At 71.7% G+C, this 17,084-nt stretch carries 12 protein-coding genes; 9 read left to right on the forward strand and 3 right to left on the reverse strand.

Annotated elements, in window-relative coordinates; genetic code table 11:
- Positions 1 to 4: 4 nt before the first annotated feature.
- Both MQP27_RS11090 and MQP27_RS11095 read left to right on the forward strand, forming a co-directional pair.
- Entirely contained in the window at positions 5 to 511 is a 507-nt protein-coding gene (locus MQP27_RS11090) for an RICIN domain-containing protein (RefSeq protein ID WP_242764436.1), read from the forward strand.
- A 106-nt stretch (positions 512 to 617) separates the two neighbouring features.
- On the forward strand, positions 618 to 1,682 hold the full coding sequence (locus MQP27_RS11095; RefSeq protein ID WP_242764438.1) for a LacI family DNA-binding transcriptional regulator: 1,065 nt from the start codon (positions 618 to 620) through the stop codon (positions 1,680 to 1,682).
- A 33-nt stretch (positions 1,683 to 1,715) separates the two neighbouring features.
- Here the strand turns inward: MQP27_RS11095 and MQP27_RS11100 are convergent, their stop codons facing one another.
- Positions 1,716 to 2,480, reverse strand: a complete 765-nt coding sequence (locus MQP27_RS11100) for a sugar isomerase domain-containing protein (protein ID WP_242764440.1) — start codon at positions 2,478 to 2,480, stop codon at positions 1,716 to 1,718.
- A gap of 158 nt (positions 2,481 to 2,638) precedes the next feature.
- Here MQP27_RS11100 and MQP27_RS11105 point away from each other — a divergent pair, with 158 nt between their 5' ends.
- The 6 genes from MQP27_RS11105 to MQP27_RS11130 all read left to right on the forward strand — a co-directional run bounded on the left by MQP27_RS11105 (position 2,639) and on the right by MQP27_RS11130 (position 11,937).
- Positions 2,639 to 3,523, forward strand: coding sequence for a MurR/RpiR family transcriptional regulator (locus MQP27_RS11105; protein WP_242764442.1), 885 nt, complete (start codon positions 2,639 to 2,641; stop codon positions 3,521 to 3,523).
- A 110-nt stretch (positions 3,524 to 3,633) separates the two neighbouring features.
- Positions 3,634 to 7,851 carry a glycoside hydrolase family 38 N-terminal domain-containing protein gene (locus tag MQP27_RS11110; RefSeq protein WP_242764445.1) on the forward strand — a complete coding sequence of 1,406 codons (4,218 nt, stop codon included), beginning with the start codon at positions 3,634 to 3,636 and terminating at the stop codon, positions 7,849 to 7,851.
- Positions 7,848 to 8,537: a peptidyl-prolyl cis-trans isomerase gene (locus MQP27_RS11115; protein WP_242764447.1), complete on the forward strand. Its 690-nt coding sequence runs from the start codon at positions 7,848 to 7,850 to the stop codon at positions 8,535 to 8,537. Before MQP27_RS11110 ends, MQP27_RS11115 begins: the two co-directional genes overlap by 4 nt.
- Positions 8,538 to 8,666: 129 nt before the next feature.
- Complete coding sequence (locus MQP27_RS11120; protein ID WP_242764449.1) at positions 8,667 to 10,040, forward strand: extracellular solute-binding protein; 1,374 nt, start codon at positions 8,667 to 8,669, stop codon at positions 10,038 to 10,040.
- A complete protein-coding gene (locus MQP27_RS11125; RefSeq protein ID WP_242764451.1) occupies positions 10,040 to 11,062 on the forward strand; it encodes a carbohydrate ABC transporter permease in 1,023 nt (340 codons plus the stop codon). The genes MQP27_RS11120 and MQP27_RS11125 overlap by 1 nt, the downstream gene beginning before the upstream one ends.
- Positions 11,059 to 11,937 carry a carbohydrate ABC transporter permease gene (locus tag MQP27_RS11130; protein ID WP_242764453.1) on the forward strand — a complete coding sequence of 293 codons (879 nt, stop codon included), beginning with the start codon at positions 11,059 to 11,061 and terminating at the stop codon, positions 11,935 to 11,937. The genes MQP27_RS11125 and MQP27_RS11130 overlap by 4 nt, the downstream gene beginning before the upstream one ends.
- Here the strand turns inward: MQP27_RS11130 and MQP27_RS11135 are convergent.
- Together MQP27_RS11135 and MQP27_RS11140 are read right to left on the reverse strand one after the other, a co-directional pair.
- A complete protein-coding gene (locus MQP27_RS11135) occupies positions 11,927 to 14,191 on the reverse strand; it encodes a glycoside hydrolase family 3 N-terminal domain-containing protein (RefSeq protein ID WP_242764455.1) in 2,265 nt (754 codons plus the stop codon). The two genes, MQP27_RS11130 and MQP27_RS11135, sit on opposite strands and share 11 nt — an antisense overlap.
- Positions 14,192 to 14,227: 36 nt before the next feature.
- The gene (locus MQP27_RS11140) at positions 14,228 to 15,802 is read right to left on the reverse strand and encodes a BadF/BadG/BcrA/BcrD ATPase family protein (RefSeq protein ID WP_308289922.1); all 1,575 of its coding nucleotides are present in this window, start codon (positions 15,800 to 15,802) and stop codon (positions 14,228 to 14,230) included.
- Positions 15,803 to 15,830: 28 nt separating this feature from the next.
- Between MQP27_RS11140 and MQP27_RS11145 the strand changes: the two genes are divergently transcribed.
- The gene (locus tag MQP27_RS11145; protein ID WP_372511172.1) at positions 15,831 to 17,078 is read left to right on the forward strand and encodes a glycoside hydrolase 5 family protein; all 1,248 of its coding nucleotides are present in this window, start codon (positions 15,831 to 15,833) and stop codon (positions 17,076 to 17,078) included.
- The last annotated feature ends 6 nt before the right edge of the window (positions 17,079 to 17,084 follow it).

Below are 17,084 nucleotides of genomic sequence, written 5' to 3' on the forward strand. Positions count from 1 at the left end.
CCTCATGAGACGTAGGAAGACCGTCAGACTGACCCTGCCCATGCTGTTCGCGGCCCTCATGCTCACCGTGGCGGGCTCGATGTCCAGCGCGTACGCGGCGACCGACTGGGTGTACAAGAACGCCTACGAGGGCAACTGCCTCACCGGCTCCACCACGACCAGCAACGTCTGGTCGGGCCCCTGCGACCAGTCGCCGGGCACCTACTGGAACTGGGGCAGTTCGTGGACCGACTACCCCAGCGGGATCACCTACCGCCAGCTGAAGAGCTGGTACACCGGCAAGTGCCTCACCACGGACGCCAAGACCTCCACGAACGCCGTGTGGCTGAGCACCTGCGACAGCGGCCTCAACGCCGGGCAGTTGTGGAACGGCGACTACAACGAGCTCACCAACTACAGCGAGGGGTACGACCTGCGCACCTCGGCCAACGGTGACGCCGTCTACACCACCCCCTGGGGCCAGTCCGGCATCGAGCTCGCACGGTGGACCTGGAACGGCACCCACAACTGACCGCCGACCCGCGGCCAGGACCTCCTGGCCGCAGCTCGTCCGTCGGTTCCGGCCTATGCTGTGGCCCGCCCCACCAGCATGACCCGCCACCCTAGGAACCGTCACCATGACCCCGAGCCCCGCCGACGAGCCCGCCCCCAGAGCCCGTCGGCGTCGGAACTTCGCGGGAGCCCGGCCCGTGATGGACGACGTGGCCCGGCTGGCCGGGGTGTCGAAGCAGACCGTTTCCCGGGTGCTCAACGATCACCCCTCCGTACGGCCCGAGACCCGCGAGGCGGTCACCGCCGCCATGCGGTCCCTTGGGTACCGGCCCAGCCGCAGTGCGCGTTCGCTGGCCAGCGGGCGGACCCGGATGCTCGGGGTCATCTCCTTCGACGCCGCCCGCTACGGGCCCGCCTCCGTGCTGACCGCGATCAACACGGCCGCCCAGGACGCCGGTTACCTGGTCAGTTCCATCGCCCTGGACACCGCCGAGCAGGACACGGTCGTACGGGCGGTGGACCGGCTGTCCGCCGAGGGGGCCGACGGCGTGATCGCGATCGCGCCGCAGCGGTGGGTGGGGCGGGCGCTGGCGGACGCCCGCCTCGGCACTCCGCTGGTGGTGCTGGAGAACGACGTCGAGGGCGGCCCGTCCGTCGTCACCGCCGATTCGCGCACCGGCGCCCGCCTGGCCACCGGGCATCTGCTAGGCCTCGGTCACCGCACCGTGCACCACATCGCGGGACCGGCCGGCTGGACCTCCGCCGACCAGCGGCTGGCGAGCTGGCGGGAGACCCTGACGGGAGTCGGCGCCGAGGTACCGGAACCCCTCCTCGGCGACTGGAGCGCGGGCTCCGGTTACGAACTCGGCCGCGCTCTGGCCCGCCGCCCGGACGTCACGGCGGTGTTCGCCTCCAACGACCAGATGGCGCTCGGCGTGCTGCACGCCTTCCACGAGGCCGGCCGTTCGGTGCCGGAGGAGGTCAGCGTCGTCGGCTACGACGACATTCCCGAGGCGGCCCATCTGCTGCCGCCGCTGACCACCGTACGGACGGACTTCGCCGAGATCGGAGCCCGCTCGCTGCGGCTCCTCCTCAACCTCGTCGAGGGCCACGACGAGCCGGCACCGGTCGAGCCGCTGGTACCGGTGGAGCTGGTGGTCAGGCGCAGCAGCGGCCCCGCGCCCCATTGACGGCCGAGGCCGTCGACCCCAGGACCGACCCCGCTAACTGGCCGTCCGCCGAATCCGCCCGGCGTACCGCTTCTCCAGTTCCAGGTTGCCCTCGAAGCCGCCCGGCACGTTCGCGGAGACATAGACCGGCGGGCGCTCCCCGGCGTCGAGCAGCAGCCTCGACGCCTCGGCCACCACCATCTGCACCAGCATCACCCCGGTCAGCGTGGACAGCGCGCACACCGCACCCCCACCCGGCAGTTCGAGCAGCGCGTCCCCGCGCGGTGCGCGGTTGTCCAGCACCACGTCCGCGAGATCCGCGAGCTTCTTCCCGCTCTCGTGCCCGGCCGGCACCGCCCGCGTATGGGCGACCGAGGTGATCGCCAGCACCCGGTGCCCGCGCTCCTTCGCCCGCAGCGCCGTCTCCACGACGACGCTGTTCACCCCGGAGTTGGAGATGATCACGAAGAGGTCCTGGGGGCGCGGCTCGGCGAGGTCGTAGATGCGCCCGGCCACCCCCGCCTTGCGTTCGAGGAGCGGGTCGTCGAGGACGCTCGGGTCGTCACCGCCGTAGAGGACGAGGTCGGCGATGCTGAGCCGGTTGGTCGGCACCAAGCCGCCCGCGCGGCCCGCGAGTTCGAGGACGATGGCCTGGGAGTGGCCCGTGCCGAAGGCCTGGATCACGCCGTCGGCGCGGACGCAGTCCGCGATCAGCCCGGCGGCCCGCGCCACCGCGTCCCGCGCGGACTCGGTGATGTCCTCAAGGACGGCCAGGCCCTCGCGCGCGAAACCCTCGGCGCTCACAGACGAGACGGACACACGACACTCCCCACTGGTGGATTGAACCACCCCATATGACTCCCTACGTGAATCAATAAATCACAGGCTCGACGCGGCGAGCAATGAGTGAACATCGCTCGTGTTCGTGGTCCTGGTATTCAAACCGCACCCGGAAGGGTGGCTGGTACCTTCTCTTCATGCCCTCGACGGACGTCACCACACTGATCCGGACCGAGCTGCCGCGGCTGGCCGGCTCGCTGCGGAAGGTCGGCGAGCTGATCCTGGAGGATCCGGCCGCCGTCACCCACTGCTCGGCCGCCGAGCTGGGCCGCCGCACCGGCACCTCGCAGGCGACGGTGACCCGCTTCTGCCGGGCCATCGGCCTCGACTCCTACCAGCATCTGCTGATCGAGCTGGCCCAGGAGCGCGGCCGCGGCGAGGTCTCCGACTGGGGCTCCGCCGAGATCGGCCCCGACATCTCGCCGGACGACAGTCTGGAGCGGGTCGTGCAGGTCGTCGGCAGCGCCGACCTGCGCGCGATCCAGCAGACCATCGACCGGATCGACCTGGACGCGCTGGAGCGTGCGGCGCAGGCGCTGGCCAAGGCCCGCCGGATCGACGTGTACGGCGTCGGCGGCAGCGGCGCGGTCGCGCAGGAGACCGAGACCCGGCTGTTCCGGATCGGCTGCCAGGTGCGCGGCTGGACCGAGGTGCACGGCGCGGCCACCTCCGCGGCGCTGCTCACCCCGGCCGACGTCGCGATCGGCATCTCGCACTCCGGCGCCACCCGCGAGACCCTCGAACCCTTCGAGATGGCCAGGGAGCGGGGCGCCACCACCATCGCCATCACCACGGACCCGCGCTCCCCGCTGGCCAGGGCCGCCGACATCCGGCTGATCTCCGCCACCTCGGAGACCAGCTTCCGCACCGGCAGCATCGGCGGCCGCCACTCCGTCCTGATGATCGTGGACTGCCTGTACGTCCGGGTCGGCCAGGTCGCCTACCAGCGCGCCAGCGCCTCGCTCGCGCTGACCGACCACATCACCCCGCAGCACGCCGTGAAGGGCCGCCGGGCGAGGTGATCTCGGCCGGGTTTGCATGGATGAACCACCGAGGAAACGTGAAGATGGTTGATTGAACCATCCAGGCGATGCCAGGATGGGCCTCCGCCGAGCATCCTCGTAGGAGACCCATGCGCGTCATCTCTGCCGAGTCGACCGAGCTCTTCGTCAGGGCCGTCGAGCGTCCGCTCCAGGTGGTGGCCGCCGGCATCGAGCACCTCCCCGGCCGCACGGTCCTGCTGACCGTCGAGGGCCCGGGGGTCACCGGCGACACGGTCGCCACCACCGGCGACGACGGCACGGTGCACGCCGAGATACCCGTGACCGTGGACGGCCTCGCCCCCGGCGACGTCCGCGAGGTCACGCTCACCGCGGTCGACGGGTCCCAAGTCGCCCGGCACACCCTAGACTTCACGGCCGCCGAGCCCGGCTGGACCATGTTCATGGTCAGCCACTTCCACTACGACCCCGTCTGGTGGAACACCCAGGGCGCCTACACCGAGACCTGGGACGTCGCCGACGACCCGGCGAGCACCGGCCTGCCGGCCCGCACCTTCGACTCGCGCGGCCAGTCCGGGATGAGCCTGGTCCGCGCCCACTGCGACCTGGCCCGGCGGGACCCGGCCTACACCTTCGTGCTCGCCGAGGTCGACTACCTCAAGCCGTACTGGGACGCCTTCCCCGAGGAGCGCGCCTTCCTGCGCGAGCTGATGCGCACCGGCCGCGTCGAGATCATGGGCGGCACCTACAACGAGCCCAACACCAACCTCACCGGCGCCGAGGCGACCGTACGCAACGCGCTGTACGGCGACGGGTTCCAGCGCGGGATCATGGGCGGATCCCCGGAGACCGCCTGGCAGTTGGACGCGTTCGGGCACGACCCGCAGTTCCCGGGACTGATGGCGGACGCGGGGGTCACCTCCAGTTCGTGGGCGCGCGGTCCGTTCCACCAGTGGGGCCCGACCCTCTCGGTCTTCGGCGAGGAGCCGCGTGACCCCGGGCGCATGCAGTTCCCGGCCGAGTTCAGCTGGATCGCCCCCTCCGGGCGCGGCCTGCTGACGGCCTACATGGTCAACCACTACGGCGCCGGCTGGGCGATCGACAACGCGCCCACCCTCCCCGAGGCCGAGGCCGCCGCCCTCAAGCTCTTCAAGGGCCTGAAGAAGGTGGCCCTCACCCGCAACGTCCTTCTCCCGGTCGGCGGCGACTACGCGCCCCCGTGCCGCTGGGTGATGGACATCCACCGGGACTGGAACGCCCGTTACGTCTGGCCGCGCTTCATCAGCGCCGTCCCGCGGGACTTCTTCGCCGCCGTGCGCGGCCAGTTGGAATCCGAGGGCCGCAAGGCCTCCCCGCAGACACGGGACATGAACCCGGTCTACACCGGCAAGGACGTCTCCTACATCGACACCAAGCAGGCCCAGCGGTACGGCGAGACGCTCCTCGCCGACGCCGAGGCCTGGGCGACCCTCGCCTCTCTGGTCACCGGCCAGCCCTACCCGGACGCGGCCCTCGACAAGGCCTGGCGGCAACTGGTCTACGGCGCCCACCACGACGCCATCACCGGCTCCGAGTCCGACCAGGTCTACATCGACCTGCTGACCGGCTGGCGCGAACTCCACGACCTCGCCCGCACCGTCCACGCCGACGCCACCCAGGCCCTCGCCGACCACGTCACCCCGGGCGACGGCCCCGACCTGGTCGTCTTCAACTCCGCGACCTGGCAGCGCGGGGACGTCCTGACCGTCGACGACCCGGGCCTCGCACCCGCCGGACTCCCGGCCGTCCGCGAGAACGGCCGACTCCACGTCGTCGTACCGGAGTTGCCCGGCATGGGCCTCAAGGCCCTCCCCCTCACCGAGGGCCCGGCCCCCGCGTGGGCGCCCGGCGAGGGCCTGACCGTCCGCAACGAGTTCTACGAGGTGACGGTCGACCCGGCGCGCGGCGGCGGCGTCAGCAGCCTGCGCGCGCTCGCCGAGGGCGGCCGGGAGCTGCTGCGCCCCGGCGACATCGGCAACGAGCTGGTCGTACAGGAGGAGTACCCGAGACACCCGCGCTTCGGCGAGGGCCCCTGGCATCTCACCCCGACCGGCACCACGGCCGCCCGCAGCCGTGACGTGCGGGCGGACATCGATGTCGAGCACTCCCCGGCCGGCTCCCGCATCACGGTCCGCGCCGACCTCGGCCTTTTCCGCTACACCCAACGCCTCACCCTGTGGACCGGCGTCCCCCGCGTCGACGCGACGACCACGATCGACGGCTACGACGGCGCGGACCGCCTGATCCGGGTCCGCTGGCCCTCCGACGTGCGGGGCGGGCTGCCGGTGCACGAGGTGGCGGACGCGGTCATCGGGCGCGGGTTCGGGTTCGTGGACGTGGACAGCGAGCGGTTCCCGTGGACGCTCGACAACCCGGCCAACACGTGGTTCAGCCTCGGCTCGACAGCACGGGTCGAACTGCGGGACGACACAGGCGAGTTGATCGGACAGCGCTCCATCGGGGTCGCCGAACTCGTCCACCCCTCCTGGGACGAGGCGGGCGAACTCGGCACCCCGCTCGCCGCGGCCCTCGTCCGCAGCGGCGTCACGGCCACCTCGACCATCGCGGGCGGCCCGCGCTACGGCGACCTGGAGGTCGACTCCAACCTCCCCGACATCCGCATCGCCGTCGGCGGCCCGGACCGCAACTCCGTCGTCGCCGAGGCGCTGGGCATGGACCCGGCCGCGGGGCGCGAACTCCAACGCCAACTGGCCGAGGTGGGCGTGGCCGCCGTGTGGGTGGCGCCACGCGCCGGGCTGCGCGAGGAGTGGGTGCCCGGGGCCGATCTGCGCGACCTGGAGCGGCTGCCGCTGCTGGTGGTCGCGGGCGCCGACGCCGAGGGCGACGCGAAGGCGGTCGACGCGCTGATCGCGGACCTGGACGACGCGGTCGTACGGGCCACGGCGGCGGGCGGCGGCGAGGCCCTCCCGCCGGGCGACGCGTGGGACGGCCGAGGCTTCGCCGTCCTCAATCGGGGCACCCCGGGCTGCGTGGTCACCGCGTCCGGCGACCTCTACATGTCCCTGATGCGCTCCTGCACCGGCTGGCCGTCCGGCATCTGGGTCGACCCACCGCGCCGCACGACCCCCGACGGCTCGGCGTTCCAGCTCCAGCGCTGGTCCCACACCTTCGAGTACGCGGTGGTGGCCGGCGAGGGCGACTGGCGGGCCCAACAACTCCCCCGCCTGGGCCACGAGTTCAACCACCCCCTGACCGCGCGCATCCGAGGCACCGCCGAAGGCGCGTCCCTCCCCCGCGAGTTGCCCCTGCTCACGCTCGAACCCGCGGGCGAGGTCCTCCTCGACGCCCTCAAGCCGACCGGCTCCCCGCTCGCCCGCGGAAGCGTGGCGGCAGCCGACCCCGGCCGCGGGGTCGTCGTACGCATGCACGAGGTGAACGGCCGTCCGGTACGGGCGCGCGTGCGCGGCCCGAAGGAGTGGCTGCGCGGCGCCCGGGCGGACGTCCTGGAAACCCCCGGCGAGGCCCTGGCACCGGACGCCCGGGGCGCGCTGGAGGTCGGCCTGACCGGCTTCGAGGTGGCGACGATCCTGGCCACCCCACCCGAGTCCAGGAGACCCGAGTACGACCAGGGAGTGGCCGCCCACGAGCCCGCCCAGCCGGTCCACACCCGCTACTGGCTGCACAACTCGGGCCCCGCCCCACGCGGCAACATGCCGGTCGCCGTGTACGTCTCACCGACGGCACTGACGGCCTCCGGCGGCCCGGTCACCGCGACGGTCCGGGTCTCCTCGGAACTGACCGACGCCCCGGTCTCGGGCACGGTGACGATCGAGCCCCCGCCCGGCTGGACACCCACCCCCGCCGAACTCCCGTACACCCTCCCCCCGAACGGCTTCACCCTCGCCGAAATCACGGTCACCCCACCGCCCGACCCGGCCCCCGGCCGCCACTGGCTGTCGGCACGGCTGTCGTACGAGGGCCAGACCTTCGAGGATGTGGTGGCCCTGAACGTCCCAGGCGATCCGCCGGGCCCAACTCTCGTGACTGCTCTGGGAGTCGACCAGATCACCGTCCACCGAGGCGAACGAGCCCGGATCCCGGTGACCCTGACCAACACCACCCGCGGCCCCATCAACGGCACCCTGTGGGCGGTTTCCTCCTGGGGCACATGGGCGGGCGTGACCCCCGCCTGCCAGGGCTTCACGGCCCCCGCGGACACCACCCTGGACTGCTTCATCGAGGTGGACGCCAACGCCGTACCCCCGGGCGCGTACTGGCTCATGGCAAAAACGGCCTGGAACGGCCAGGTCGCCTACACAAGGGCCATAGAACTGGAGGTGACCCCATGACGGACCCGGCAGCCGTAGTGCAGGGCAACCCCATCCCCAAAGAACGCGTCGAAGCCTTTCTGAGGAACGTGCCAGCAGTGCCGCCCAGGGGCGCGGGGAACTGCGCGACAAGCCCCCACACACCCGCACCCGCCAATCAACCGGTCGAGGCACATCAATCGGCGTCCAAATCCCGCGCAGACAGACAACGCCGCCGCTGGGCAACCCAGGTGGTCGTAGCCGACGAACTCGCAAGACGCGCCTGCGCAGACCGAGCCCTCCCACCCCCACCGGAGGTATCCCCCACCCACCTCCTCACCATCGCCGAAACAGACGTCGCAGACCTCGGCAGCATCGTCGCCGCCACGCTCGCCCACTCCTCCGCCGCCCGCCTCCTGCTCGCCCGGCTGGAGGCGGAACAGGACGTGCCGGAGACGGCCGTTCGGGACTACTACGAGCGCAACCGGGACCGTTACCTCACCCCGGCCGCCCTACGCCGCGGCATCGACCCCTTCGCCCGCCCGGCCCCCACGGATTTCCTGCCGTACGAACAGGCCCGCGAGGCCATCGCGCACGAACTCCGCCGCGCCGCCGCCCACCGCGCCTTCCTCGACTGGTTCGACCAGGCCCGCACCGATGTGGTGTACGCAGCCGGACACGAACACCCCGGCGACCCTTCGCACCCGGACCACGAACACCGCCACTGATCACGGGCGGAACCTAAACGCAACACGGCAACCCATTGACCTCCGATGAATTCTGGTCCACCTTTTCATCAATCGGAGTCGAAGTTGGTTGATTGAACCAGCCCTTCGGCTGGTCCCAGGAGGGTGGACATGCGCGCTGGAAGACTGACCGCATCCGTGGCGGGGATCATCGCCCTGACCCTGACGGCCGCAGGCTGCGGCCTGTCGGGCGGATCCGACGGCGGGGACGCCACCGCCGGTGGCTGCAAGGTCGACAAGGGCAACGTCGGCTCCGGGAAGCTGACGGGTGACGTCAAGGGCCAGATCACCTTCCAGACGACGAACCTGAAGAAAGACTTCGGCGACTTCTTCAACGGCGTCATCAAGGACTTCGAGAAGGCCCACCCCGGCGCCAAGGTCAAGTGGATCGACGACCCCGGCGACAACACCTTCACCTCCCGGACCGTCGCCGACGCCCAGGCCTGTACGTTGCCGGACGTCATCAACCTCAACGCCCCGACGGCGACCGCCCTCACCAAGGCCGGCTACCTGCTGGACCTCGGCACCAAGGACCCGGACGCGGCCAAGCCCTTCGTGCCGTCGTTCTGGAAGTCCGGCACCTTCAAGGACGCCGAGGGCACGTCGATCCACACCGTGCTGCCCTGGTACACCGGCGGTGTGCTCATCACGTACAACAAGGACCTGCTGTCGAAGGCCGGCGTCGACACCACGAAGTCGCCGACGAGCATCTTCGGTCTCTTCGCGGACTACGAGAAGGTCGCCAAAGCGGCCAAGGGCAAGTACTACGCGACGATGGCCAACCCGATCTGGCGGATCCCGGCCGACTGGGACCAGATGAACATCAAGACGCTCTCCTCCGACGGCAAGTCGGCCGTCTTCGCGAATGATCCGAGGACTGTGCAGTGGGTCGCCTGGATGGCGAAGCTGTACAAGGAGGGCGCGATGCCGAAGGACTCGCTGTCCTCCAGCAACGACCCGTCCACGCTCTACAGCCAGGGCAAGGTGGCGTACGGCTCGACGAACCCGAGCTTCGTGCGGTTCGTGAAGCAGAACAGCCCCTCCGTCTACGCGAAGACGGGCGTCGGCCAGCAGCCCTACGACGCGCTCGGCAAGGCCTCCGCCGGCGCCCCGCAGTACATCTCGGTCGCCGCGACCAGCAAGCACGCGCCGGTCGCGCTCTCCTTCGCGGAGTTCCTCACCGACGCCGAGAACCAGACGGCCTGGTGCAAGGACCCGGACGTGGTGATCTTCCCGACGACGACCGAGTCGCTGAACGACCCGTTCTTCCAGGACGTCACCGGCAGCGATCCCTTCTCCCAGGCCCGCAAGCTCGTCGCCGACCAGCTCAAGACGGCCTCCACCAACCAGACCAACCTCTCCCCCGCGGTGCAGAACGCGATCGTGTCCCAGGTGCAGCTGGCGATGCAGGGCAAGAAGAGCGCGGAGCAGGCCGTGAAGGACGCCCAGGAGAAGGCCAACGAGCTGCTGAAGCAGGCGGGTTGATGGTGGCGACCCAGACCGCCGAGCCCGTGTCCGTGCCCGGTGCGGGGCGCACTGCCGCCGCACCGGGCCCGGCCCCGTCCCGGATCCGCCGCTTCGCCCGGGCCGTGCTGCCCGGCCCCGCGCCGGGCGCCAACGGCGCGGCGCTGTACCGCCGTTGGTGGCTGCCGTGGCTGTGGACCGCCCCCGCGATCGTGTGCGCGGTGGTCTTCGGCGTGTTCCCCTTCTTCAACACCGTTCTGCTGTCCTTCACCGACGCCAAGCCGCTCGGCGGCGCGGCGAGCTTCGTCGGTCTGGACAACTACACCCGCATGGTGGACGACTCGGACTTCTGGCTGGCGACCCGCAACAGCGTCCTGTACGCGATCGTCGTCGTCCCGCTGATGGTCCTGCTGCCGCTGATGCTGGCGGTGCTGGTCGAGAAGAACCTCCCCGGCATCGGCTTCTTCCGCTCGGCCTTCTACACCCCCGTCCTCGCCTCCAGCGTGGTCGTGGGCCTGAGCTGGCAGTGGCTGCTCGCGGACGACGGTCTGGTCAACACCTGGCTGCGGAAAGCCCACTTGATCAGATCCGCCATCCCCTTTCTGTCCGACTCCTGGCTGATCCTGTTCTGCGCGATGGGCCTGACCCTGTGGAAGGGCCTCGGCTGGTACATGGTCTTCTACCTGGCCGCGCTAGGGAACGTGCCCAAGGAACTGCACGAGGCCGCCTCCATGGACGGCGCGGGCGCGGTCCGCCGCTTCTGGCACATCACCATGCCGGGCGTACGGCAGGCGATGATGCTCGTCGGCACGCTCACCGGCATCGGCTCCCTGCGCGTCTTCACCGAGATCTACATGCTGGGCAGCTCCACCGGCGGCCCCGGCGGCGCCGACCGTACCCTGCCGTTCTACATCCGGGACGTCGGCCTGGACCCGATCACCGGCAACGCCGGTTACGGCTCGGCGGTCAGCGTCGCCCTGTTCGCACTGACCCTGGGCCTCACCCTGCTGGCGCAGCGCCTGACGAAGGAGGACGAGGCATGACGACCGCCGTCGAGAAGCCCCGGCGCCTGATGCCGCGCTGGCGGGACTACGGCCGCCCGCGCGAACTCGTCGTCCGCTACCTGCTGTTGCTCCTCGTCCTCGGCATCACGGTGGGCCCGCTGCTCTGGCAGCTGCTGGCCTCGCTGAAGGGCACCGGCGAGGACGTCTTCGGCGCGAACGCGACGCTCCTGCCGCACGACCCGACGCTGCGCGCCTACCGCCAGGTCTTCGACCAGGTCCCGGTGGCCACGTACATCCGCAACAGCATGATCGTGGTGATCCTGTCCATCACCAGCCAGCTGGTCTTCTCCACCACGGCCGGCTACATGCTGTCCAAGCCCGGTTGGAAGGGCCGCAAGGCGGTCTGGGTGGTCCTGGTCGCGTCCATGATGTTCCCGTTCGAGTCGATCATGGTCTCGCTGTTCCTGAGCATCCGCGACCTGGGCCTGGTCGACAGCCTGGCGGGCGTCTGGCTGCCGGGCTTCGTGGGCGCGATCAACGTCCTGCTGATGCGCGGCGCGTTCCTCGCGGTCCCCCGCGAGATCGAGGACTCGGCGATGCTGGACGGCGCGAACGAGTGGCAGCGCTTCCGCCACCTCTATCTCCCCTCCGCGTGGGGCGCGATCATGGTGGTGGTCATCAACACCTTCATCAGCGCCTGGGACGACTTCCTGTGGCCCCTGATCGTGCTGCGCTCGGAGAGCCACATGACACTGACCCTGGGCCTGTCCCGGCTCCAGAGCTCGTCGTTCGGCTACGACCAGCGGGTGGTCATGGCCGGCTCGGTCATCTCGATCATCCCGGTCCTCGTGCTGTTCGTCATCACCCAGCGCTGGTTCTACCGGGGCGTCTCGTCGGGAGCCGTCAAGCTCTGACGGGCAGCGGCAGGGGTACGGCGGTGAGCGCGGCCCGCGAGGATCCGGCGACCCTGATCTCCGCGCCGCGGGTCCCGGCGAGTTCCACGTCGAGCCGCAGGGTGACGGTGCGGGTCTCGCCGGGCGCCAGCTCGACACCCTCGAACGCGCACAGTTCGAGGGTGCGCGGCCATACGTCCGTGACGAGCCGCCGCAGATAGACCTGCACGACCGAACGACCGTGCCGGGAGCCGGTGTTGGTGACGTCGACGGTGACGCGACGCCCGTCGGTACGGGGAGCCCCGTACTCGAAACCGGTGTACGTCAGCCCCTCCCCGAACCCGAACAGCGGCTCGGCGCTCTCGTCGACGTAACCGCCGTACTCGGTGTCCTTGTGGTTGTAGTGGACGGGGAGTTGGCCGACGGACCGCGGAACCGAGACCGGCAGCCGGCCGCGCGGCTCGGCGAGCCCGAGCAGCACCTCGGCGATGGCGTCGCCGCCCCAGGGTCCCGGGTACCAGGCGGTGAGGAGCGCGTGCGCCGAGTCGGGCACGACGTGCGGGCGCCCCTGGATGAGTACGACCGCGGTCGGCGTGCCGGTCGCGACGACGGCGTCCATCAGCGCGTGCTGCGCCCGCCCGAGCCCGAGCCCGGCGAGATCGGCGCCCTCACCGCAGGTCATGTGCGAAACGGCGCCGATCGCGGCCCCGTTGGCGGCGAAGTCCGTCTCCGGTGTACGGGCGCTGCTGCCGCCCAGCACCAGCACGGCCAGGTCGGAGGCGGCGGCCGCGGCGACGGCCTCCGGGACGCCGGAGAGGTCGTCGCCGGTGAGGGCGCAGCCGCGGGCGTACCGGATGTCGGTACCGGCCGGGGCGAGCCGGCGCAGCCCTTCGAGGACGGTACTGCCGGTGCCGGGGCGCTGCGGGGCCGTGTAGTCGCCTGACTGGTGCGCGGTGGTGGCGGCTTGAGGACCGAGGACGGCGATACGGGAGACGGTGGGCGGGACGGGGAGGACCAGGCCGCGGTTGCGGAGGAGGGTGACGGCGGCGCGGGCGAGGTCGGCACTGAGGGCACGGCCATGCTCGCAGGAAGGCAACTCGCTTGTTCTGTAGGGCCGTTCGAAGAGCCCCAGCCGGAACTTGAGGTTAAGCACCCGCCCGACGGCGGCGTCGAGAACAGCCTCCTGGACGATCCCTCTCTCGACGGCCTCCTCCAGGTGTGTGAAGCCCTCGTCCCAAAGGCTCAGATCCACACCGGAGTTGAGGGCGAGGGCACCGGCGGAGAGTTTGTCGCCGGTGATGCGGGCGAGCCGGTCGACGGCCAGCCCGTCGGCCATGACGAGCCCCTCAAATCCCCACTCTTCCCTGAGGAGTTCGGTGAGGAGCGCGCGATTTCCCGCGCAGGGCAGGCCGTCGACCTCGTTGTAGGCGGCCATGACGGCGGCGGCGCCGGCGCGTGTCCCGGCGCGGGCGGCGGGGAGATGTATCTCGCGCAGCTCCCTCCAACCGAGCTCGGACTCGGCGGAGTTGCGGCCGCCGACGGTGGCGCCCTGGCCGGCGAAGTGCTTGAGGACGACAGGGGCCTTGTCGGGGGCGAAGTAGTCGGCGGGAGTGCCCTGCATGCCGCGGACGAGTGCTTCCGTCAGCCTGGCCGCGAGGTGCGGGTCCTCGCCGAAGCACTCCTCGGTACGGCCCCAGCGGGGGTCGCGGGCGATGTCGAGGGCGGAGACGAGGGCGACGTGGCCGCCGCGGGCGCGGAGTTCGGCGGCGGCGTGGGCGGCGGCACGTTCGTACAGGGCGGGGTCCCAGGTGGCGCCGACGGCGAGGTTGACGGGGAGGACGGTGCCGTCGAGGGCCATGTGGCCGTGCGGGACCTCTTCGACGAACAGGGCGGGAATGCCGAGCCGGCTGCGCTCGACGACATGCCGCTGGACCAGCTCGGCGAGGGCGGCGCTGTCGTGGGCGCCGGGCCCGTTGGTGTGGTCGACGCCGGACCAGGCGTCGGCGCGCATGAGCCCGTAGAGGGCGCCGAGGCCTTCGAAGCGGTCGGTCTCCGCACGGAGGGCGTCGGTGAGTTCGTAACCGCCGTCCGGGGTACGGCGGTAGGCGTCCCAGCCGTACATGCGCTGGTTGAGCTGACCGACCTTCTCCCGGAGGGTCATACGGGAGAGGAGGTCGGCGACGCGGGTGGCGAGGGGGGCGGTGGGGTCGCGATAGAGCGGCGGATCCTGGGCAACGACTTCGGCGCGAGCGGCCGCGGGTTCCGGGGTCGGCATGCGGCCGGTCCTCTCGTGGGCGTGGGTGAGTGACGGTCAGACGAGAAGGCGGGCCAGGGACACCGCGCCGATGCATCCGTCGGCCACCCAGTCGAGGGTGAGTCCGAGGGGTTGGAGGCGGGCGGCGAGGGGTCCGGTCAGAGGCCCGTCGGGCCCGAGGAGCCCCCCGGTCGCGACGACACGCTCACCGGACCGCGGCTCCAACGCCCGTACGGCCACCGCGAGATGATCAGCGGCCCGCTCAAGAATCGCCCCGGCGACGACGTCCTCCCCCTGGGCGGCCTCGGCCACCAACGGAGCAAACCGAGCAAGCCCAATCGGCACGTCCGCCATAACGACGGGAAGCAGATACCGCCGATACGCCTCCCGCCGCTCCCGAGACCATCCGGAGGCAACGGGCCCACGGCACGACGCCCCACGCGCCCCGGAAACCATGGCGCCACCACCCGCCGATTCCCCCACCCCAGACGCAGACACGCCGCCCGAAGAACCACCCACCCCCGAGGCAGCACCCAAGCCATCCGCCGGGTCACCCGCCCCGGAGACGGCGGGGCCATGGTCCGACGCTTCACCCGCCCCGAGGGCAGACCCCCTGCCCGACGAACCCCCCGCCCCGGAGGCGGCGGAGCCGTCGGCCGACGCTTCACCCGCCCCGGACGCAGACGACCCGCCCGACGAACCACCCACCCCCGAGGCGGCAGACGTGCCATCCGCCGGGTCACCCGCCCCGGAGGCAGCGGAGCCACGGTCCGACGCCCCCCGCGCCCCGGACGCAGACACCCCACCCGACGAACCACCCACCCCGGAGGCAGACCCCCCGCCCCGCGAACCCCCCACCCCCGACGCGGCGGAGCCGTCGGCCGACGCTTCGCCCGCCCCGGAACCGGCGTGCGACTCGTCGTGCTGCGGGTTGGTGGGTGGCAGGACCTCCTCCGGTAGGGCCAGTGCTCTCCCCACCGTCTCCGCCAGAAGCGTCGGTCCTCCCCTCCCGTCGGCCATCCGCAGCGCGGCCCGTACCGCCTCGCGGCCGATCCAGAACCCGCTGCCGTCGTCGCCGAGGAGCCAGCCGTCGCCGTCGACCGTGGTCGTCGCGCGCCGGTCGGCGATCCGCATCGCCACCGCCCCCGTACCGGCGACCAGGGCGAGCCCGTCGGCCGGGGCGCCGGGCGCCGAGGCGAAGGCGGCCTCGATGTCGCTGCTGACCCCGAGCGCGCCGGTGGGGATGCCGAGTTGTCGCAGCGCGGCCCTGAGCGCGGTCAGGGCATTGAGCCGCCCCGGCTCGTCCTCGGACGCGCCGTTGGCCCCCGCGAACCCCCCGGCCACGGCGACCACCCTCCCCCGCACACCCTCCGGCACCGCTCGCCCGACCGCCTCGACAAGGTTCGCGGTGAGCCGGTCCCGCGGCACGGTGAGCGCGTTGCCCGGCCCACCGGCCCCCTCCCCCACCACACGCCCGTCCGCCGCAGCGGCGAGCACGGCCCGAGTCCGAGTCCCACCGGCGTCGATCCCGACAACCAGCGCGCTCCCGCCCTCGGCCCCCGGCAGGGCCTGACCCTCACCGAAACCTTGGTTCAAATCGCTATTCATTACCGACCATGGTGGTTGATACATTCAGCGAGGACAAGCCCCGTTCCGAGCACTGACCCCGCCCCGGCCCGAGGAGGATCCCATTCCCACGCTCCGCTTCGGCGTCAACTACACGCCCCGCCGCGGCTGGTTCCACTCCTGGCACGACTTCGACGCGGACCACGCCCGCGAGGACCTCGCCCAGATAGCCGCCCTCGGCCTGGACCACGTCCGCGTCTTCCACCTCTGGCCGCTGCTCCAGCCGAACCGCACCTTCGTCCGCCCCGCCGCCGTCGCCCAGCTGGCACACCTCGTCGACCTCGCCGCCAAGGCCGGTCTCGACGTGATGGTGGACGGCGTCCAGGGCCACCTGTCGAGCTTCGACTTCTACCCGGAGTGGACCCGCGGCTGGCACCACCGCAACGTCTTCACCGACCCGGAGACCGTCGAGGCCCAGGCCCACCTCCTGCGCACGCTCGCGCACGCCCTCGCCGACCGCCCGAACCTCCTCGGCCTCCAGCTCGGCAACGAACTCAACAACCTCGTCGAGCACAACCCGGTGACGGCGGCGGAGGTGGACCACTACCTGGACACGCTGCTGGCCGCCGCCCGGCAGGGGCTGCGGCCCGGACAGCTGGCCACCCACTCCGCGTACGACGCCGCCTGGTACGGCGACGACCACCCGTTCACCCCCGAGGCCTCGGCCCGCAAGGGCGACGTCACGACCGTCCACCCGTGGGTGTTCTCCGCGAACTGCGCCGGCCGCTACGGCCCCGCCTCCCCCGAGGTCCTGCACCTCGCCGAGTACGGCACGGAGCTCGCGAAGGCCTACGCCGACGACCCGGCCCGTCCGGTGTGGGTGCAGGAGACCGGCGCTCCCGAGCCGCACATCCCGGCGGCCGACGCCCCGCGCTTCGCCCGCGCCACCGTCCTCAACGCGGCCGACTGCGCGGGCCTTTGGGGCGTGACCTGGTGGTGCTCCCACGACGTGGACCGCTCCCTGGCCGACTACCCGGAACTGGAGTACACCCTGGGCCTGTTCGACTCCGCGGGCCGCCCCAAGCCGATCGCCGAGACCCTCGCGGAGACGGTCGCCAACCTCCGCGCGAAGCCCCCGGCCCCCCAACCCCGCCCCACCGCCCTGGTGTTGGACTGCACCCCGGCCACCCGCTCCGCCTCCGGCCCCGGCGGCGCGTACTTCGAGGAGTGGATGCGGCTGCGCAAGCAGGGCGAACGCCCGGCGGTCGTCCTCGCCGAACGGGCGGACGACGCCGGGTACTTGGCGGCCCGGGGCATCGAGACGACCGTACGACTGCCTTGATGTGAC

The organism is Streptomyces cylindrosporus (assembly GCF_022698165.1).
GTDB lineage: Bacteria > Actinomycetota > Actinomycetes > Streptomycetales > Streptomycetaceae > Streptomyces > Streptomyces cylindrosporus.